The sequence below is a fragment of the Shewanella sp. cp20 genome (genome assembly GCF_000832025.1).
Classification (GTDB): Bacteria; Pseudomonadota; Gammaproteobacteria; order Enterobacterales; family Shewanellaceae; genus Shewanella.
In genome coordinates, this window is the sequence record NZ_JPII01000029.1 from 225,564 (window position 1) to 244,882 (window position 19,319).

At 43.7% G+C, this 19,319-nt stretch carries 17 protein-coding genes and 1 other RNA gene; 13 read left to right on the forward strand and 5 right to left on the reverse strand.

What is annotated here, in order from left to right; genetic code table 11:
- Positions 1–357 precede the first annotated feature (357 nt).
- The 10 genes from DB48_RS12160 (at position 358) to DB48_RS12205 (ending at position 8,714) form a co-directional block, all read left to right on the forward strand.
- Positions 358–1,023, forward strand: a complete 666-nt coding sequence (locus tag DB48_RS12160) for a hypothetical protein (RefSeq protein WP_041510517.1) — start codon at positions 358–360, stop codon at positions 1,021–1,023.
- On the forward strand, positions 1,020–1,373 hold the full coding sequence (locus DB48_RS12165) for a hypothetical protein (protein ID WP_041510518.1): 354 nt from the start codon (positions 1,020–1,022) through the stop codon (positions 1,371–1,373). The genes DB48_RS12160 and DB48_RS12165 overlap by 4 nt, the downstream gene beginning before the upstream one ends.
- Complete coding sequence (locus DB48_RS12170; protein ID WP_041510519.1) at positions 1,364–2,065, forward strand: hypothetical protein; 702 nt, start codon at positions 1,364–1,366, stop codon at positions 2,063–2,065. The genes DB48_RS12165 and DB48_RS12170 overlap by 10 nt, the downstream gene beginning before the upstream one ends.
- Before the next feature lie 64 nt (positions 2,066–2,129).
- Positions 2,130–3,026 (forward strand): viperin family antiviral radical SAM protein, encoded by an 897-nt coding sequence (locus tag DB48_RS12175; RefSeq protein WP_052813773.1) that lies wholly within the window; start codon positions 2,130–2,132, stop codon positions 3,024–3,026.
- Entirely contained in the window at positions 3,023–3,307 is a 285-nt protein-coding gene (locus DB48_RS20620) for a ParE family toxin-like protein (RefSeq protein WP_443018650.1), read from the forward strand. The genes DB48_RS12175 and DB48_RS20620 overlap by 4 nt, the downstream gene beginning before the upstream one ends.
- A 1,886-nt stretch (positions 3,308–5,193) precedes the next feature.
- A complete protein-coding gene (locus DB48_RS12185) occupies positions 5,194–6,108 on the forward strand; it encodes a hypothetical protein (protein ID WP_041510521.1) in 915 nt (304 codons plus the stop codon).
- Between the two features lie 100 nt (positions 6,109–6,208).
- Positions 6,209–6,409: a helix-turn-helix transcriptional regulator gene (locus DB48_RS12190; protein WP_033538542.1), complete on the forward strand. Its 201-nt coding sequence runs from the start codon at positions 6,209–6,211 to the stop codon at positions 6,407–6,409.
- Positions 6,402–6,893, forward strand: coding sequence for a helix-turn-helix domain-containing protein (locus DB48_RS12195; RefSeq protein WP_041510522.1), 492 nt, complete (start codon positions 6,402–6,404; stop codon positions 6,891–6,893). The genes DB48_RS12190 and DB48_RS12195 overlap by 8 nt, the downstream gene beginning before the upstream one ends.
- Positions 6,880–7,980: a tyrosine-type recombinase/integrase gene (locus DB48_RS12200; RefSeq protein ID WP_041510523.1), complete on the forward strand. Its 1,101-nt coding sequence runs from the start codon at positions 6,880–6,882 to the stop codon at positions 7,978–7,980. The genes DB48_RS12195 and DB48_RS12200 overlap by 14 nt, the downstream gene beginning before the upstream one ends.
- A 164-nt stretch (positions 7,981–8,144) precedes the next feature.
- Entirely contained in the window at positions 8,145–8,714 is a 570-nt protein-coding gene (locus DB48_RS12205; RefSeq protein WP_041510524.1) for a recombinase family protein, read from the forward strand.
- 140 nt (positions 8,715–8,854) lie between these two features.
- Here DB48_RS12205 and DB48_RS12210 read toward each other — a convergent pair whose 3' ends face one another.
- The 4 genes from DB48_RS12210 to smpB form a co-directional block, all read right to left on the reverse strand.
- A complete protein-coding gene (locus DB48_RS12210) occupies positions 8,855–13,720 on the reverse strand; it encodes a DEAD/DEAH box helicase (protein ID WP_041510579.1) in 4,866 nt (1,621 codons plus the stop codon).
- Positions 13,721–14,153: 433 nt separating this feature from the next.
- The gene (locus DB48_RS12215; RefSeq protein ID WP_041510525.1) at positions 14,154–15,347 is read right to left on the reverse strand and encodes an integrase domain-containing protein; all 1,194 of its coding nucleotides are present in this window, start codon (positions 15,345–15,347) and stop codon (positions 14,154–14,156) included.
- Positions 15,348–15,512: 165 nt separating this feature from the next.
- Positions 15,513–15,868, reverse strand: a transfer-messenger RNA (tmRNA) gene (gene ssrA, locus DB48_RS19920).
- Positions 15,869–15,990: 122 nt separating this feature from the next.
- Entirely contained in the window at positions 15,991–16,482 is a 492-nt protein-coding gene (gene smpB, locus DB48_RS12220; RefSeq protein ID WP_011865070.1) for an SsrA-binding protein SmpB, read from the reverse strand.
- Positions 16,483–16,685: 203 nt separating this feature from the next.
- Here smpB and DB48_RS12225 point away from each other — a divergent pair, with 203 nt between their 5' ends.
- Together DB48_RS12225 and DB48_RS12230 are read left to right on the forward strand one after the other, a co-directional pair.
- Positions 16,686–17,117: an SRPBCC family protein gene (locus DB48_RS12225; RefSeq protein WP_041510526.1), complete on the forward strand. Its 432-nt coding sequence runs from the start codon at positions 16,686–16,688 to the stop codon at positions 17,115–17,117.
- A gap of 28 nt (positions 17,118–17,145) precedes the next feature.
- Entirely contained in the window at positions 17,146–17,478 is a 333-nt protein-coding gene (locus DB48_RS12230; protein WP_041510527.1) for an RnfH family protein, read from the forward strand.
- 127 nt (positions 17,479–17,605) lie between these two features.
- On the opposite strand, the gene DB48_RS12235 is transcribed toward DB48_RS12230, so the two are convergent.
- The gene (locus DB48_RS12235) at positions 17,606–18,106 is read right to left on the reverse strand and encodes an outer membrane protein assembly factor BamE (protein WP_041510528.1); all 501 of its coding nucleotides are present in this window, start codon (positions 18,104–18,106) and stop codon (positions 17,606–17,608) included.
- Positions 18,107–18,483: 377 nt separating this feature from the next.
- Between DB48_RS12235 and DB48_RS12240 the strand changes: the two genes are divergently transcribed.
- On the forward strand, positions 18,484–19,311 hold the full coding sequence (locus DB48_RS12240; RefSeq protein WP_235375392.1) for an SAM-dependent methyltransferase: 828 nt from the start codon (positions 18,484–18,486) through the stop codon (positions 19,309–19,311).
- The last annotated feature ends 8 nt before the right edge of the window (positions 19,312–19,319 follow it).

Consider the following 19,319-nt stretch of genomic DNA (forward strand, 5'->3'; position numbering starts at 1 on the left):
CAGTATCTCACTGGTGAATCGCGTTCAGACATAATCTAGTTATTGCTTAGTCCTTTGTCTATTGCTTGCGATTGCTTTAACTAATAATTTATTTAACTCTATCAGGCATGATTTCCGCGAAAGTTCGAACAGGTACGATAAGTGCTGTTGCTGTCTCATTCTTTTGTTACTAATACAGCTAGCTAAAAAATGTGTTTAGCTTAGGTTAGGTGTCGGTAACTGTTTGTTATCTTATAAGAATGACCAGGATTGACAATGAGTATCAACAAAGCATAATTCCAGTCAAATGACCTTAGGTGCCAAAGATTACGGATATCACTTAAGTTAGGACAACAAAAATGGACATTGGTAAAACCTATGCAGCAAATCGACTCAGCATCGCAAAGTAGCAGCGCGAATCAAAATGACAGTGCTTGGCAAAATACAACTACTCAGCAAAACCAGAATCAGTCGCAACAAGTCAGTCTCGCCGCGCGAATTGGGCGCGGAGTGACATTTTTAGTGAAGTGGTTGTGGCTATTGACTATGTTTTTACTCGGCATTGCCCTGAGTTTACTCATGACAAAAAAGATATTCGAATATTCATATTCATTGTCTGAGCTGGATTTGGCCGAAACCCTATTTTTTGTTGGACTAGTACTGTTTGTCTTTCATTATTTAAAGCTGTGTTACCGAAGTGATGCTCCTCTGGTGCGTAAAATCATTATGCCCTTTGTGCATCAAGCACAAGTTAGCTTGGTTGCTTTTTTTGTGTTGAGGATCGCTGCTAAAGCCAATAAGTTAACTTTTAATGATTATACTGACATGCCGTTGCTGGATTTGGCTGTTTATCTTTTGATCTTGATAACACTGGGGTATAGCTATTATTGGGTTGCCGACATAGACGGCAATAACGCTGTGGCAGTTGAAGCAGATCCCGGCAAGGCTGCGAATAAGCCAACGGATGACCTTAACCAGAGCAATGAGAAGGGAGATTTGGCTATCGGACAGGGTGACTCGGTAAATGCGGGAGGTGCTCAATGAAACCTGTTGGTTATTTTCTTAGTTTACTGATGTTGTTTAGCCAATCAAGTTATGCGCTGGTCAATTCTAACGCTAAACCCGGTAGCGCAGAGTTTTTGATTTACGCGTGTCAGGAATATACCGAGTTATATAAAAAGCGCGAGGAACCCCGATTTGGTGCTTTTCTCACTACCTCAAAAGAGGAGAGTTTTCGTGCCGGTTATTGTTTGGGGGCAATAATGCATGCCAACAGTACCTGTTCTTACTCCTATGCTAAGTCTGTGTATCTTGCTGCGGAAGCGATAGCATCGGTCAATCTTGATCGCTCATATACTGAGGCCAGCTTGTTGGAGAAGGTTGTATGTCGTTAGTCAATACCAATCAGGCGGTACAGCAGTTGTTTGGCCTTGAAGGTAGCGAAGCACTGCGTTCCAAGGCCAACAGCTATCTACGAAACGGGGTTATCCCATCATCACTCATAGTAGATGATGGATTTAGCGATCAGAGCATGGATAAACGAGGAAAAAAATGGTTGAAGCCCCAAGCTGTCGACTGTTTGTTCAATGCGTTGGTGTTGGATGCCTTTTTTGACGATACCCAATATGTTAAAGCGATATTAGAGGTTCCGGCTACCCGAATGGCCAGCGCTAACTTGTGTGAAGAGATTGTACTGAAGGCTCAGGCGGTAAATACGGTTGATCTGTTATCGGAAGCAGCTCAGCAATTTCTTGACCAAATGCGGGATGAGACATTCAATCTGCGGGTCTTGCGCCTAAGATGCCCATTTGACGCCCAGCGTTTACCACAAATGGACATGCCTCTTCGAAATACCGGCCTTTTGTATGAATTGCTAAGATCACAGCGTCTGTTGCTCTGCCATAAAGATAATATACTGTTGTGCTTGGTAGAGCATGGTCTCAGCGCTGCTATAAACTTTGCAGATCAACTGGAGCCGGAATTGTTACAAAGTGATTTGGCGTTGGTCGGATTGGTGCAACGGCTGCGTAACGAGTATCAAGAGGCACAAAATTTTAATGCGCTATTAAGTTTGCTACCGGACTGACATAACGCTTTTTTGTGCAGTGCACAAATTAACACTACTCCTGTCTACCATAAGGAGTTGTGTTATGAGCAAAGCAAACCAGTTAGTTATCAACTACCACATCACTGAAAAGTGCAATTACGACTGTCATTACTGTTACGCCAAATGGGCGAAACCCAACGAACTTCATCGAAACCTGGACGATATGAAGTTGGTGCTAAGTAGATTGGCAGATTACTTTCTTTCTCCAAATCCCATTCAGCAACAACTTCAATATCAAAGCGTACGGCTTAATTTTGCTGGTGGCGAACCTTTGCTGTTGAAGCAGCTATTCATTGAAGCATTAGATTATGCTATCGAACTTGGCTTTAAGACGTCGATTATCACAAACGGTCATTTAATCAGCGACCAATTCATCATAGAACACAGCCATAAATTGCAATTATTGGGGATTAGTTACGACTCGTGCCATATAGGAGGTCAGCAAAAAATTGGGCGGATAACGGCGTCTGGTAAGGTATTGTCAGCGGCGCGCTTACAATCTATCTTTCATCAAGTTAAGCGTCAATCGCCAACTACTGAGCTGAAAATTAACACAGTGGTGAACCAATTTAATGTCGAGGAGGACTTTACGGCATTAATAACAGCTCTTCAGCCCAATAAGTGGAAGGTACTGCGTGTTCTTCCTGTATTTGATTCTATTCAAACCATCCGTGACCCGCAGTTTGAAGCCTTTGTGGCGCGGCACCAAGCGGTGAAGCAGGTCATGTCGGTTGAGAATAATGATTCAATGACTAACTCCTATCTAATGCTTAGTCCCGATGGTGCTTTTTTCCAAAATGGGGACCAGGCACAGGGATACTTCAAAAGCCGACCATTACTCACCACCCCGATTGATGTGGCTTTGGCGGAAACTGGATTTGACGCGGTAAAATTTGCCCAGCGCTACGTTAGTGCGACTCAGGTGCTGGGGGCGGCATGAGTCATCAACGTATCGTCACCCTAGGTGATTTGGATGTTCAACTCGTAATATCCAAGGCTTCTTGCAAGATAACCAAAAGAGCTGAACGGTTGGTCGTAAGAGTAATGGCAAATCAAGTCGTCCGTGGCATGCGCCCCAAAGTGCTACAGCGGAAGAAGCATTGGTTGAGCTATAGGGTAAACCGACAATATAGGCTATTGGTACAGCGATCATGCTGTCAAACGGGCCCTTATTACTGCCTGAGTCATGCCGAGTTTGATCTCTGGGTGAACAAGCATTAGTTGACTCAATACTTGGATAACCATAGGGGCTCGCATTGCAGTAGCGGCTTAACGTTCGCTCTGTTAGTGTGGGTGGGCAATTGTTGTTGTCATCAATTGCCAATATTCCACTGTGTTATCATAAGCTTATTGACTAGGATAACTCTTGCGATTAGTTATTCTATTCCTTACAGCATGTCGATTGTGAGGTAGCTATGTGCAAGCAGGTTAGCTATAGCATTGTATTGGAGTTTAGCTAATAGCTTACTTTTTACAAAGCTAATTCATGGTAGGTTTAAAGTAACTAGAATGGCGCGCATTTCATTGACCCCTCTAATGCTTCAGATGAAGCTAGCTACTTAAGCTGCCAGTTATCACAGGCCTAAAGTGAAAAAGGCAGACTGGACCCGATCACCAAGTAAATGTCCCTCGACTAACATGCGCCAACTGTACCACTCATCTAGTAGATAAGTGGTACAGTTGGCGCAGCTTTCTAGCTCAACCAGACCCAAACCTAGATAAACTTGATGTGAAGTAATTTCTTCACTTAAACCAGCGTTACAGAGAATCTGCGCCACGAAATCCGCACTCTTCCTCACCCCCCTGCGCGCTTTATACCTTAATTTTTTTTCAGTTTTAGATTATTGCAGTTCATTGGTGCAGTCAGCGCCACGCCTAGGACTTTTAAGTGATCAAAGATCTGAAAGGATCGAAGTAAATTTCAGTGTTTTACAGTTTCATACAGGCGCTTTTAGAGGTGAAAGGCTAGTCAAGGCCGCATGGCTGCTGGGTTTCGTCTCGTTTACGTGGGGGGGCAGCTGAATGTGCTAAAAACAGCGGTAAAGATCTAAGCGATTAAAAACAGTAAGTTAGATCGAAATAAAACTGAATTAAGTAAATCATTGATGAAGTGGATGATAATAGATTACGTTAACGATGTTTAACCTGGTTTTTTGAAGAAAGCTTGACGAAATCAGGCAAAACTAATAAGAATTTAGATGTACGATGTACAGGTCGATTTATCGTGATACCTATTGAGTCTGATCGATGAATGCATTTAACAGCTCAAAGTTGAGTAGCAAATGAGAGTGTTTTAATCCCTTTGCTTCTATTTGAGCTTCGTAATGTTTTTCATTGGTGGGCTTATTATGAAAAGATATCAAATTTTTGCATCCCTCGTTCTGTCCGTTGCTCTAGTCGGTTTTGTTTTAGGTATTTACCTCGTATTTGAAGGAAAACTGATAGCTGAGGATATCCTACAGACTTCAGCTAGATTTGCAGGCGTATCTGTTTTTCTGTTTAAACTGAATAGATCTAGCCCTAAAGATTCTTCACAAGACTCATGACAACTTAAAGAGCGGTAGTTGTATTCTGTTGCCGCAACTTTGCCGTCATTCAGATGTGACAAAGGGTTAGCGTTTCCGCTAACCCTTTGTTTTTATTGGTGGAGGCGGCGGGGCTCAAATAAAACCATTAGTTGATTGTTTTTTATTATTTTATAGGTGATGGTTAATTTGGGGTGTTACATTGGGTGTTACAATAAAAAGGGTCTATCGTGGAGCCAATTTAAAATATTTGCAGAAAGTGAGTATAAAGGCCAGCGTTGAACATTAATTGAGCTAAATGCATGCTGGCATCTTACTGACAGATTGAGTCGTCGATATACCTATCTCTTTTTCTGATTATAAGCTAAAGCCTTCGCTTTAAGCCCAAGCCAACGGGCTTTTATTTGTCTGCTCTTCCTCCCAAATCAATGACTTCTTCATACTCCTAAAGTGCCTTCTATGTAACCATAACGTGTTCCATGACTACTGCCCGAACGGATTTTATAAGCGGTCGATTCTTATGCTTTTGATCGACAGAGTACATGACTTACCTGTTGAACAAGTAAAAGGGGAAAGTCGAAAATGAGCAAGTTATTTAAATTAAAGAACTATTTTACGGTTGCAGAAGCTGCGAAACACCTATCCAACTTAATTGAGGAGACAGTGTTGCTAGCTGACCTATACAGGTTAGTGCTTGATAAGCATCTAATTATGTCAGTTAGATTCAATAATCAGGTCTATGCTCAAGCGGGTCACTATGTATGCAATCAAGATGATCACAGTAACGCTCTTGTCTTTGATAAATTGGTTCATGTACTTGATGGAGTATGGGACTTAGCGATGATTGGCACAGAGTCTCAGGAGATTGAGACTTTACACCAAGAGGAAGTTGGTGGTCCTGGGCCAATGTATCCAGAGGTGAACGGCTTTTGCTTAAAACGTGCTGAAGTTATTTACAAGCTGCAAAAAAGCCTTCATTTAGAGGGTAATAGACATAATTTCAATGCGTTAGAATCTAGGCGGGACAACCTGTTGAAATCAAAGGGTCTAACTATTGATGACCTTAGTGAAAGTCATAATGGTTTAGTATTCGATCGCTTTAGCTCTACTGAGCTTGATGAGTTTATGTCAATTAATGAAGCACTTATGCAAGATGAAGATGGTAATTATATTAAAAATGATGATTACCTAGCCCTTGAAAATGTTGGTTACCAATTTGTTATTAGAACTTCCGAGCTCACACGCTTTGTTCGATCGCTTCAAGGTGAGCCATCTTCAATAGTACCGGCCGAAAAACCATTAGGAACTAGAGAGCGTAATACGTTGTTGGTGATTATCGGTTCATTGTTAAATGAGCTGAATATAGACCCTTCACAGAGAGGAGTGACTACAGCAGTGCAGACTATAGTTGAACTCAAAGGTATGACCGTAAACGAAGTAACTATCAGAAATATACTGAGGCAGGTCGCTGTTGTTATAGACAATAGACAGAACTGACAAACCTTAATTAAGGATCGTGTTTCCTTAATTAAGGTTCTACAAGGCATCAATTCAATAACCTCTTAAGCGAACTATTAACCACTTAAGAGGACTTATAATGTCTCATAAGATTATACGACTACCTGAAGTTAAAGAGATGGTCGGTTTATCCCGACCAAGCATCTATAAACGCATGGCTATTGGGGATTTTCCCCCAGCAATATCACTTGGCGGCAGAGCTGTAGGCTGGCTTCAGTCAGATATTGAACTGTGGCTAGATAAGCGTATCGCAGTATCTAAGGGGGCCGACAATGACTAGTCGTTGCAACCCTAACCGTATCAAAATTCATCGTTGCTATACGGTCATTGAAGTTAGCGAACTCCTGGGAGTTCACCCCAGGACGGTGCGTAACTGGATTCGTGCTGGTTTGCCAGTTTTCGATGAAACCCGCCCTTTACTCATACAAGGTGCTGACCTAAAGATCTTTTTGAAGCGGAAGCGCAAAGCTTACATGCACCAATGTGCCGCCAATGAGGTGTATTGTTTCATGTGCAAACAATCAAATAAGCCAAACATTGAGTCCGTCAGTTTTATAGGTAAACCAGCTGGCATGGCTCAAATGGCTGGGCGTTGTAGTGTGTGTGGAAGCAAAGCAAATAAGTATGTTTCATGGCGCAATGTAAACGCAATTTGGAGTGATCTCGGGGGGAAACTACCGATAGCTGAAAAACACTTAAACCTGGGAGGAAAAGCTCTCTTAAATTGTCCTTTAAAGGGGGGATTTGATCATGAAAAAGAGTAGTACGAATAATGTTCGAATTTTGCATGATTACATCAAGTATTTGAGGGATGCAAGACGCCAAGATGACTCAACAATTGATGGTGCGTTGAAGTCAATTAACCGATTTGAAGAGTATACGGGCTATCTAGATTTCAATAGGTTTCGGGCGAAGCATGCCATAGGGTTTAAGAAGCATCTTCTCGGCCAAAAATCATGCGTAACAGGAGATCAACTAAGTAAGGCTACGGTGCTTACGGCAACTCGTCACTTGAAGATGTTTTTCCAGTATTTGGTTACCCAGAAAGGCTATAGATCGAAAATCAGCTACAGCGATATTGAGTACTTCAACCTGTCTGAAAAAGATACCCGTATTGCCAATGCCAAGCGGAAAAGAAACGTGGCAACGATTGAACAAATTCTGCAGACCTTGGAAGCGATGCCTAGTGAGACTGCATTAGAAAAGCGTGATAGAGCGTTACTTGCATTCGTTCTCTTGACTGGCGCCAGAGATGGGGCGGTTGCTTCGGTTAAGATCAAGCATGTTGATCTTGCTGAACAAAGCTTCTATCAGGATGCTAGGGAGGTTAAGACCAAGTTCAGTAAAACGTTTGTCACTTACTTTTTCCCCGTGGGAGAGTTGCCGTCACAAATTCTGGCAGAGTGGCTTGAGTGTTTGACTAAAGACCTCGGGTATAAGCCAAATGATCCGTTGTTTCCCAAGACTAAGTTGGCACACAACGACAATCAACAGTTTACAGCGGTTGGCTTGCTTAAAGAGAGTTGGAGTAATGCTACCCCTATACGTAAAGTTTTCAAACAAGCCTTTGAGGCTGTTGGTCTGCCATATTTCAACCCCCATAGCTTTCGTAACACGTTGGTCAGGCTTGGTGAAAATCTGTGCCGAACACCTGAAGAGTTTAAAGCGTGGAGTCAAAACCTAGGGCATGAAAGCGTGTTGACCAGCTTTTATAGCTACGGGGATGTGCCTGACTACAAACAAGCCGAGTTGTTGCGTAAGTTGTCAAAGCCTGCTGAGAAGACCACGCCGGAAATGGAAGACCAATTTAAGCAGTTCATGGAGTTTCAAAAAATGATGGCGGCAAACTAAAAGCTAGCAAATCGACCTAAACAGCTGGTATCAATAAACATTCGTATATTGATACCAGTCTTTTCTCTTTATTAATGGTACCATTAAATTAGGGTGTGGATTTTATGATTCCAAATTTATATGATATCCAGATATTTGATACCTTTTACAGATGTGAGTGAATAATGCGTATCTTTTCTTACTGCCGGGTTTCAACGACTGAGCAAACTACAGAAAATCAAATTATAGCTATTCGACAGAAGGGCTATGAGGTAAATGATTCCAGGGTTATCAGCGAAACGGTTTCAGGTTCTGTCGAAGCGATGAAGCGCGAAAAGTTTAAGATGCTAATCAATCATCAGATGGAAAGTGGTGATATGCTGGTGGTCCTTAAGCTCGACAGGCTAGGTCGAGATAACATAGATGTACAAAACACCATTAACTTGCTGATGAAGAAGGGCATCAAGGTTGTTTGCCTCGATTTACCCGTAGCTGATCTATCAAGTGCTGAGGGCAAGCTAATGTTGCAGATGTTCTCAGCCTATGCTGAGTTCGAGCGAAACCGGATAAGAGAGCGTACAAAAGAAGGCCTTGTACGAGCTAAAGCCGAAGGCAAAAAGCTCGGTCGGCCAGTAGCGCATAACACTACCGCTTTGGTTCAGGCAAAAAAGGCGGAAGGCCTATCTCAATCTAAAACGGCTGAAGCATTAGGTATTGGTATTGCCACGGTGAAAAGGCACTGGAATAAGCTATAGTGGTATAATGCATATTTAAAATAGTCTTAAGGAAGTCTGAATCAGCACAATTTTTGAAGTGCTAGATATGTAGCTATACAGATTTAAAAATCAAATAGGGCGGCAAATCTGTCTTTACCGCCCCGGTATTTAAATGTACCTTAGTCAAAGTGTAATGCTGGTAGTGCATCCACAATTTTCATGGTTTCCAGACTTACCGTGATCACCCTAAGTACTAACTCCAAAGGGTACTTCGGATTGTTCATTGTCTCTGCTGCCCATAGGTTGGCATCATTCTCTATATCGCTAGCTTTATCAGTTTTGACGCATTGGCGCTCCATTACCCAGTCAATAGCAGGTTTGCCATTGACCACGTAGCGGTAGGCATTCTCTGGTATGTCCTTAATCGTTATACGGTCGTTATAGATGATGGTGCTTTTATCATTGACACTCTTACCATTCACTTTTACTTTCGGATGCTTCATCTTAAGCACGCGATAGTGGCTATCTTCATTGGCGGAGCTATCTAAGGTTGCTTTGTAGCAAGGAGCAGATTCGTAGTCGAGGTGAAGTTTCGCCAAAGCTCGTCCAGCTTGGCTAAAGGCAAGAAAGTCTTCTGCCTTGTTCACTCGTGGAATACGTGGCAAATCTTTACTCAAGTTATCGCCGTAGCGGTTACGGTACTCTCCACTATGCAGCAGGCCGTAGATGTAATAGAAAATATCCCCTTTGCTTAATGATAAGCTTGGGTAATAGCTTTGGAAGTGCGTTAAACCATCATCCGTAATCGCATCACGTTTATTTGAGCCATCTTCGTCGTAGAGATAAAGCGGGAAGCATTGTCCTTTTTCTAGATTGTCATAATTAGGAAGCAAATCTGAAACGATACAAGAAAATTCTTTTTTACTTCCTGAACCCAAAATGCAGATGACGATATTATCGCTTGACTGATTTGGAAATATTTTAGGCAACTGGTAGACCATTTCATTAAAATTGCGATTAAAATATACCCACTGTTTAGTAAACGGACGATAAAGGCTTTTAACCATAAAATGAGAACGGAACATAAATTGCCTGCACTTAGTAAGCTCCTTTTTGAGAGCCCTAGACCAACTAATTTCGGTTGAATCAGAATTCACAAATTGATCAACAACATTGGCAAGTTCTTTAGGTGATTTATTTGGATATGTTGCCTGAAGACGCGAAACCTCGTTATTATAAAAATTAATCATTTTCTCCATATTTCGGGCAACAGTATTTTTGCTTGGGTTATAACACCAAGCATCCCTCGAAGTTAGTACTCCTTGAGTATAGTTATCAAAAATTGCTGAAGAGCTATTTCCTTTTGCACCTAAGACAATGAACTCATTGAAACTATCATCACGCTGATTAAGCCAATCACCGTGAGTATCTGGCACGATCTTTGTCCAACCATCATTTTCACTAATACCTGCAATGCTTACAAAATCGGCAATTTTTGCCAGTTTTTCCTCACGGGAGAGATAATCGCCAATATCATGGAAATAAATTTGGCCGTGCTTACTTGCATCAGGGTTCTTGACCAATAAAGTAATTGCAATAGGTGTTCTAGTCCCTTGTCCAAATACATTGTCTTTTTCTTTACGCCTTAACTCTCCTGATGTTCTGGCATTACCACGTAAATGGAATATCCAAATGTTTGAGAATTCCTCTGCTAAACACTTCCGCATTCCGTCTGAGGTGTTGGCTTCGACGAACCCGCCATTTGTCACAAATCCAACAACCCCTCGCTCTCCAAGTCGATCAGATGCCCAGCGAAAGGCACGAATATAACTATCGTACATTCCTTTGGATAGTGTCGCATTTGACTTTTTAACGTAGGTATTAGCCAATTGAGCATCAAGAATTGGGTATTCCACATTATCGTTGTTATCGTTCTCGCTACGCTGACCAATTGAATATGGCGGGTTGCCCATAATGACACGAATATCTTTAAGGTTCCGTTGAGCAGTGCGACGGCGACTATTTTCAGCTAAACGATCTTGTATGCGATCTTCATGCTCATACATTTGGAATGTATCAGTTAAACAGATACCAGGAAATGGCTTATAATCATCACCGACCAGGCTATGATAAACGGCCTCAATGTTGATTGCTGCAATGTAATAAGCAAGCAGCACAAGTTCGTTAGCGTGGATTTCTTTGGCATATTTATGAGGTAACTGATCTTGGCTGATTAAACCACTTTGTAACAGGCGAGTGATGAATGTTCCTGTTCCCGTAAATGGGTCGAGGATATGAACGCCGTCACTGCCAAGCTCTTGCCCAAATTCAGTTTTTAACAAGTGGTTGATACTATGAATAATAAAGTCCACAACTTCGACTGGTGTATAAACGATACCCAACCGCTCGGTAAGACGAGGGAAAGCATTGCGGAAAAACTTATCGTAAAGTTCAACGATAATTTTCTGCTTAGCTGCCGCGTTATCTATACCATCTGCCCGCATCTTAACGCTGGCATAAAACCCTTCTAGGGTATCGGCTTCATTGTCTAGGTTGTGCTCGTGAAGTAGCTTAACAACCTTATCCATTGCCTGAGAAACAGGGTTACTCTGGCTGAAGCTATAGCCTTCAAAAAGTGCTTCAAAAACAGGTTCGGTGATTAGATGCTGTGCCAGCATCTCAATCACTTCCTCTTCAGTAATCGCATCATTTAGGTCATCACGTAGCTCTTCAACGTATGCCTTGAATGCCGCTTTTTCTGCTTTATTCTCAGGTGAAGTTACAATGGTCTTGATCCGGCTAATGTGCGTTTGTGCGATTTTGGCGATATCTTTCGCCCACTCTTCCCAGTGGTGACGATTACCGCATTTGTCGACAATTTTTGCCACTAAAGCACGCTCGATTTCACCGACCTCAAAATCAAGTGCTAATTCTCCTTGAAGAGATGGTGGCGTGCTTTTCTTGCTACCAATGATGTGACCTTGTTTGGCTTTGCCAACTAGAGCAGCTTTTTTGCGTTGTTTGGTTTTTTGTCCCTTATAGGCCGCTACAGTGCGATCATTGATTGCAACAATCTCCATCTTTTTCGGCTCATTACCAGTTAGATCAAGCTTGTTAATCATGGCATCAAAGCGATCATCATGGGAGCGAAGCGCCTGTAACACCTCCCAAACTACTCGATAGGTTTGGTTGTCATTTAGTGCTTCATTTGGTGACATGCCATTTGGAATCACTACTGGCAATATGACGTAGCCTCTAACCTTACCGGGGGCGTTGCGCATCACTCGTCCAACAGATTGCACTACATCGACTTGTGAATTTCGGGGGGTTAGGAACAAAACAGCATCTAAGGCTGGAACATCGACACCTTCAGATAGACAACGAACGTTACTGAGGATCTTGCAGTTATTTTCTTCTGGCTGAGCTTTAAGCCAGTTAATTTTGGATTCCTTTTCGGTGGCATTCATGCTGCCATCGACATGCTGTACTTCACATACAAGGTCGTCAGCATCATTTTCATGTTCTTGGTAGGATTCGACTACGGCTTGGAACATTTCAGCAATTTGCTTTGAACTCACCTTATGAGTCTTGCCTGTGTTTCGCTCAATCACCTGACAGAAAGCCACTGCACGTTTCATTGGCTCTGGGTCAAGCTCAAGCCCTTCTTTCATCTGGTGCTTACTGAGGGCTTTCCAGCAACCAATGATTTTTGCAGCATCATCAACTTTGATTGTGTTGTTTTCATCTTTTAGCAGACTTTGAATACGGCGTGTTACGTGGTGTTCGTCCATAGTGAGCACAATGACCTTATAATCGCACAATAGGCCGCGACTCACTGCTTCTGAGAATGTGAGAGTATGTAGGTTCTTACCAAAGAGGCTTTCGTCATCCATTGATGCCAGAGCGACATCACCTTTATCCGCACTAGCTTTAGCTGCTTCACCATAGATTCGAGGTGTTGCTGTCATGTAAAGGCGCTTTATGCCGTGAATGATTTTTTTGTCATGTACTCTGACGAAGGCGCTCTCATCTTCACCTGCAAAGGTTGCACCTGTAGTCCGATGTGCCTCGTCGCAGATAATCAAGTCAAATGGTGCTAGTCCAAACTCATTCTGGGCGTTAGCGATAACCTCGATAGAGTGATACGTGCTAAATACAACGCTCATGTGACTTGAATCTTGGCGTTTGGCAACTTCTTCAGCTAACCGCTTGGCATTTGTTGTAGCAGGATAACGGAGTTCATGCGTAAACGTTTGAACAGTATCTTCATTCGCGTTACGTTTTTTACCAACGTCGCTATCAGAGCAGACGGCAAAACTATGGAGCGGGACTTCAGAATGTTGTGTCCATTCGGTGAGCGTTTGTGATAAGAGGGATAGACTTGGCACAAGAAATAATACTCGTTTCCCTGCCCCAGCTAGTTCTTCAGCAATTTTAAGTGAGGTAAAGGTTTTACCTGTGCCACATGCCATAAGCAAGGTTCCGCGTTCGGCTTTTGCTAAGCCTTCTTTCACTTTGGTGATTGCTGTTTGCTGATGTGGGCGAGGTTTATTTTTTACCTTAATTTGAACGGTTGTGTCTGGCTGGTACTTTGACCAATCAATTACGCTATCTTCGAGGGCTTGTAGATCTATTCTTGTGACAGGGGGATTTTGACCAATCAATGCAGCTTCAGCGTTTGAACTCCAGTTATTGGTGGTTGAGACAATAATCCGATGACTAAATGGTGCTTGTCCGGAAGCGGTGAAGAAGCTGTCTATATCTTTTTTTTGAAGGCGATAGGATTCGTCATAACATTTACATTGAATCGCATGATACTCATTGGTATCACGTGTTTTGGCTACTAAATCAATACCAACATCCTTTCCGTCACGGTCATATTCCTTTGCCCAGTTTTTGTACATCCAAACATCACAGTATAAATCAGCGTAGGTTGGTTCATTCTTGAAATATGCTTGGATCAGCTCTTCGAAGTAAGTCCCTTTTTCACGTTCCGATCGCGATACTTGGCGATATTCTGCTAGCAGTTTTTCCAGCGCAGTCATCGGATTCTCCTTAGAATGAAAATTTGATTTTTGTGGAAAGCGTATTATTTTGGCCATCAGATAGAGCTGCTGTGACCTATTCATTAAATTTTAGGCTTGATACTACACTTGTGATGCTCCTAACTCCACATTTAGCGCGCAGATGTTTGACCTAACTGGCTATTAAATCAGTAGAATCATTTCAATAAAGTTCAGCTTTCGTTGAAAAATTCAAAGGTGTGGGAGGGCAAATTTTAGCTTAGTTAGTATTAAACATTTGATTACATAGATGAGTCAGTTTTAGTTTCAACTATTAGAGTTACTAGATTTTAGTAGTATATCAGGGGATAAGTGTTTTTCTGTTTTAAAAATCATTTAAATTAATGCTTTATGTGCTTTTTAGTGGCATAATGTAAACAGGCAAGCGGTATTGAATTGCTAGCTTAGACTAGATCTACATTCCTTTTTGAATATGCTCACTCCACCAACACATAAGCTCTCTGCGTCGCTGAATGTAATCTGCGCGGTTATACGCTGCTCTTACTGTGTTCTTATCTACGTGAGCCAGTGATACTTCTATCAGCTCCGCATCAAATCCTTGTTCATTAAGCGTAGTACTAGCTAATGCACGCAGGCCGTGAGCAACTAGGCGGCCTTTGAAGCCCATCCGCTTGAGAGCCATATTGGCTGTTTGGGTATTGGTATGGTTTTTAGGGTTACGATCTGCGGGGAAGATATAGTCTAAATGGGCGCTAATTGGTTGCATGCGCTCTAATAGTGCGATGACTTGAGGCGTTAGTGGGATGATATGCTCACGCTTCATCTTCATGCGCTCAGCGGGTATTACCCAAAGGGCTTTATCTAGGTTTATCTCCTGCCATTTCGCTTCTGCCGCCTCTGCTGGTCGAGTCATTGTGTGAAGCTGAAATTCAATTAAGCAGCGAGTTGTCAGTTTTATGCTGGCATATGACAATGCCTCCATTAGTTCAGGCAGCTCAGCTGGTTTGAGAGTAGGCATTTGCCGTTTCTCTGGGACACCGAAGGCAGCAGCTATACCAATCAATGGATTTGAGTGTATTAGGCCAGTATTGACTGCAAAGGTCATAACTTCGTTTAACCAGCTAATCACGCGTTTGCAGGTTTCAACATTGCCCTTTGCTTCGGCGGGTTTGAGCACTTGAATGACTTGGGGAGCAGTTAGCAAGCTGATCGGCGTATCGCCCAGTGCTGGGAACAGGTACATCTCAAGACGTCGATATAGCTTCTGACCATGGTTTTCAGAGACCTTCTGCTTTTTTATCTCAAACCAACTGTCAGTTACCGATCTCAGTGTGTTCTTGGCATCGATATTTATAGCTTCTTTTTGTTGTTGCTGGTGGTGCTGGGGATCAATACCTTGAGCAAGTAATTCACGTGCGGCTTCTCTTCGTTTTCTCGCTTCCGCCAGCGATACGTCAGGGTAGGTACCTAAGCCTAGGTTGGCTCGCTTTTTGGTTATGGGCCGAGTGTAGTTTAATAGCCAGAATCTGGAGCCACTGGTTTTAACTCTGAGTGATAATCCTCTGCCATCGGAGAGATTGTATTCTTTGTCCTTTGGCTTTGCGTTGGCGACTTGAGTTGCGCTGAGCTGTTTAGTGGTATTGCCCATAATTGTAACACCCAGATTCGTATTTTGGTCTGATGTTACATTAGGTGTTACAAAAACCTCAAGCTTTCCTGAGACGTTATAAGACGTTAGTAGACTCTAAGTTGTTGATTCTAGCTTGCACTGGATAGAAAAAAAGACGTCCTGAGACGTCTTTAATCCTTATATTGGTGGAGGCGGCGGGACTTGAACCCGCGTCCAAAAAGCCTACATCCTCGGCGCTACATGCTTAGTCTTTCTATTGGTTAACCAACAACACTCCGAAAGACAGGATTGTTATTGGCGAGTTCAGTACTGTTTCGCGGTTCACCCCTGAACATGGTTCCCTCGCTATCAAATGTAAAGGTGACCATCTTAATACTCTGCCCATTTGAGAAACGTGAGCAAGATGGCTAGCTAGCCTAAGCTGCTAGAGCGTAGTTATCGTCGTTTGCAACTATAACTGTGCGGCTTTTTACGAGGCCAACCGCCCCTCGGCATGCTCCTAGGGTTTCGTGAATCTTGTCGAATCCAGAATCGCCCCCAGTACAATGTCGATTGTAACCCGCGTTGTCCTCGATTTCCAAGGATTAATCACGGGGGCTACTATCGTTTGTTCGTTATCCGTACGTTTTATGCCAGACAAGTCGCTGAATAACAGCGGTTATTATCGTGCGGCATGTTTCATGGTACGAGATTTTTCAATCTTCCACTCGCGCTCTTTGGTGTCGTCGCGCTTGTCGTGCTCTTTCTTACCCTTACCCAGGCCGATTTCGAGCTTTACCCAGGCATTCTTGCGCCAATACATGGAGATAGGCACGATAGAGTAACCTTGACGCTCGACCAAGCCCTGCAGCTTATCAAGCTCTCTGCGGTTGAGCAGTAGCTTACGATCGCGCATAGGGTCACATACCACGTGAGTCGATGCGGTATTGAGCGGTGTGATGGTGCATCCAAACAGGTAGGCCTCACCATCTCTGAGGAACACATAGCTCTCAGACAGGTTTACCTTTCCGACTCGGATCGATTTCACTTCCCATCCCATCAGGGATAAGCCGGCTTCAAATTTCTCTTCAAATTTATAGTCGAAGTTTGCGCGTTTATTGCGTGCAATCGTCGCCGGTGGATTCTTTGATTTTTTTGCGTTTTTCTTAGCCATAGGAGGGCTATTATACGCGCGGTTACCCAATTTGGAATTGGCTCGCGTGATTATTTGTATAATTTGCCTGCGTAAACGGGTCGAGATGGTGTTTTTTTGAGCTTGGTGTCAGTGCAGGGTGAGGTGACCCGTTCATTCGAGCATGTTAAAATCAGTTTTTTGCTTTATGGTGTCAAGGCCAAGGTTTCAGGTTAAACAGTCATATGCCCAAGATTTCCCGTAGCGTATTAGTGCGCTTTAGTGCCATGCAGATGTATGAGTTAGTCAACGATGTGGAGTCCTACAAGGAGTTTCTGCCGGGTTGTGTTGGCGGTAAGGTGCTTGAGTTCGATGGTAAAACCATGGTGGCCTCGGTCGATGTCTCTAAGGCGGGGATAAGTAAGACCTTTACCACACGTAATCAGGTGATCCCAGGTAAGCGGATTGAGCTGGCGCTAGAGAATGGTCCCTTCAAGCATCTACATGGTCAGTGGGAGTTTACCGAGCTGACGGAAGATGCCTGCAAAGTGGACTTTGAGCTTAACTTCGAGTTTTCCAGTTCGCTAGCGGATATGGCCTTTGGCAAGGTGTTCAAGGAACTCATGTCTTCTATGGTGACCGCTTTTACCAGCCGCGCCAAAGTGATTTACAGCTAACAGCTATTTAGTCTCCCTAGGATGTAAGATGAGCGATCAAGATAAGTTTGCCGTTGAAGTAATTTATGCCTTGCCGACCCAGCAGAAGCGTATCAGTGTAATGGTGCCGCCGGGCACTAGCTGTATCGAGGCGGTGAAACAGAGTGATATCTGCCGTTTCTTTCCTGAGATCGATCTGGAAAAGGTTAAATTAGGTATTTTCAGCCGCGCCGTAAAGCATGATGAGGTGTTGCATCCAGGGCAAAGAGTAGAGATCTATCGCCCGCTAATTGCCGATCCTAAAGATGTGCGTCGTCAACGGGCCGAAAAGGCTAAGAGTGAAGGCCGGGCCAATAAGACCACAGGGGCCAAGGTGAGTTAACCAGGTTTTATCTGGCCGCGAGCGAGAACAGAATTTAGATAGTAAAAAGGGTCTTAAGCAATGCTTAGGACCCTTTTTTCGTCTGAAAGCCCAGGCGCTAAAACAGGCCTGGTGCTAGTCATCGCCTTTATTCAAATTCTTTAACTTCGTTGAGTTCTTGCGCTTTTTTCTCTTCAACGAGTGGTTTGGTATCCGGGCGCTGCTCTGGGTTCAGCGGAACCAGATCGCCTTTAGGTGCGCCAAGTTCTGGCAGCGAGCTCTGATCCAGCGGCGTGTTAAAGTCGGCCGCCAGTTCATAGTCGCCATCGACGCTAGAAAGCTTGTCGTTGGTAAAGTGCAGCACCAGTTCTTTGTGGGTGATGCTGGCATCGCGACCACTCTTGTAGTGATAAACATAGTACCAGGTATCGTCAGAGAAGCTGTCGCGCAGCACGGGACGGCCCAGGATGTATTCGACCTGCTCTTTGGTCATCTCGATTCTGAGTTTTTCGACCTGTTGCGTCTCCATGTAGTTGCCTTGCGGCACATCTGGCTTATAGATCAGCCAGTCAAATACGCTACATGCGCTTAATGAAAGAGACAGCGCCGCTGCGCCTAATAGAGTAATACTATGTTTTTTGATGGTCATTGAATGCGCTACTTCCCTAAAAATCTGTCGGCCATGATACCCAAGCATTCCCCATGCTGACAAGCGCAATCGCCGTTTTCTGGATCTTGCCTGCGGATCAGCTAAGGCCTTTGTGTTTGGGGCGCCCAAGGGGAGGGCGAGTAGTTCAGACCGACGTGCTAACGATTAGTTTCATCGCCTTGCATGAATTTTGTCCAAATAGTGTGGCCTAAGCCTAGAGGCGTGATAAAAATGGCAGACTAATTAATTGTTAGTATTTGTTTTATCCCGATTTGTGGTAAGTTATTTTGGTTTACACCTTTGTAGCATTGGCTTAATTTGTTTAATTGAAAAGCTGCAACAAGCCAAGGAGCAAACGGTGGTTGATTACCCGGGCAATGGACGGAAGCATCGATATGGGTGAAGCCTATACAAAAGGCAGTTTGGTTTGCGTAGGCACAGGTTTAAACCTGGGCGGTCAGATAACTGTGCTGAGTAAGAGTTATATCGAGTTGGCCGATGTCATTTTTTCTTTAGTACCCGATGCCTTTTCCCTCCAGTGGCTGCAGAAGATGAATAGCGATGTTAGATCGCTGCATCGCTATTACGCCCAAGGTGAAGAAGTTAAGAGCCGTCGCGATACCTATCAGCAGATGGTTGAGGCGATATTAACCCAAGTCAGGGCGGGTAAGCGGGTGGTTTGTGCCTTATATGGCCATCCTGGTGTCTTTGCCTGCGTGTCTCATATGGCCATTCGCCGGGCGCGGGAAGAAGGTTTCGAGGCCAAAATGGAGCCAGGGATCTCGGCTGAGGCCTGTTTATGGGCCGATGTGGGGATCGACCCGGGGCAATCTGGTCATCAGAGCTTCGAGGCCAGCCAATTCATGTTTTATTGCCATACGCCGGACCCTGCTACCCATCTGCTGCTGTGGCAGATCGCCATCGCCGGTGAGCACACCCTTACCAAGTTTCACACCAATTCGGACTGCTTACGGGTCTTGGTCGAGCAGCTTAGCGAGTGGTATCCCTTAGACCATGAGGTCATTCTTTATGAGGCGCCCAATTTACCGACTCAGGCGCCTCGAATCGAACGTCTATTACTTAAGGCCTTGCCCGATGCTAGGTTAAGTCCTATTACTACCCTGTTAATACCACCTGCAGCGCCACTCAGCGTAAATCATAAGGTTTTGGCAAAACTCGGAATTTCAGAAGACTTATTGGGTTAAAAAATGAG

Coding starts and splice junctions, on each gene's coding strand:
- DB48_RS12200 (WP_041510523.1), top strand. CDS start 6,880: ATGAAAAAGAGTAGTACGAATAATGTTCGAATTTTGCATGATTACATC.
- DB48_RS12190 (WP_033538542.1), top strand. CDS start 6,209: ATGTCTCATAAGATTATACGACTACCTGAAGTTAAAGAGATGGTCGGT.
- DB48_RS20620 (WP_443018650.1), top strand. CDS start 3,023: ATGAGTCATCAACGTATCGTCACCCTAGGTGATTTGGATGTTCAACTC.
- DB48_RS12185 (WP_041510521.1), top strand. CDS start 5,194: ATGAGCAAGTTATTTAAATTAAAGAACTATTTTACGGTTGCAGAAGCT.
- DB48_RS12215 (WP_041510525.1), bottom strand. CDS start 15,347: ATGGGCAATACCACTAAACAGCTCAGCGCAACTCAAGTCGCCAACGCA.
- DB48_RS12225 (WP_041510526.1), top strand. CDS start 16,686: ATGCCCAAGATTTCCCGTAGCGTATTAGTGCGCTTTAGTGCCATGCAG.
- DB48_RS12160 (WP_041510517.1), top strand. CDS start 358: ATGCAGCAAATCGACTCAGCATCGCAAAGTAGCAGCGCGAATCAAAAT.
- DB48_RS12165 (WP_041510518.1), top strand. CDS start 1,020: ATGAAACCTGTTGGTTATTTTCTTAGTTTACTGATGTTGTTTAGCCAA.
- DB48_RS12205 (WP_041510524.1), top strand. CDS start 8,145: ATGCGTATCTTTTCTTACTGCCGGGTTTCAACGACTGAGCAAACTACA.
- DB48_RS12230 (WP_041510527.1), top strand. CDS start 17,146: ATGAGCGATCAAGATAAGTTTGCCGTTGAAGTAATTTATGCCTTGCCG.
- DB48_RS12175 (WP_052813773.1), top strand. CDS start 2,130: ATGAGCAAAGCAAACCAGTTAGTTATCAACTACCACATCACTGAAAAG.
- smpB (WP_011865070.1), bottom strand. CDS start 16,482: ATGGCTAAGAAAAACGCAAAAAAATCAAAGAATCCACCGGCGACGATT.
- DB48_RS12235 (WP_041510528.1), bottom strand. CDS start 18,106: ATGACCATCAAAAAACATAGTATTACTCTATTAGGCGCAGCGGCGCTG.
- DB48_RS12195 (WP_041510522.1), top strand. CDS start 6,402: ATGACTAGTCGTTGCAACCCTAACCGTATCAAAATTCATCGTTGCTAT.
- DB48_RS12210 (WP_041510579.1), bottom strand. CDS start 13,720: ATGACTGCGCTGGAAAAACTGCTAGCAGAATATCGCCAAGTATCGCGA.
- DB48_RS12240 (WP_235375392.1), top strand. CDS start 18,484: ATGGACGGAAGCATCGATATGGGTGAAGCCTATACAAAAGGCAGTTTG.
- DB48_RS12170 (WP_041510519.1), top strand. CDS start 1,364: ATGTCGTTAGTCAATACCAATCAGGCGGTACAGCAGTTGTTTGGCCTT.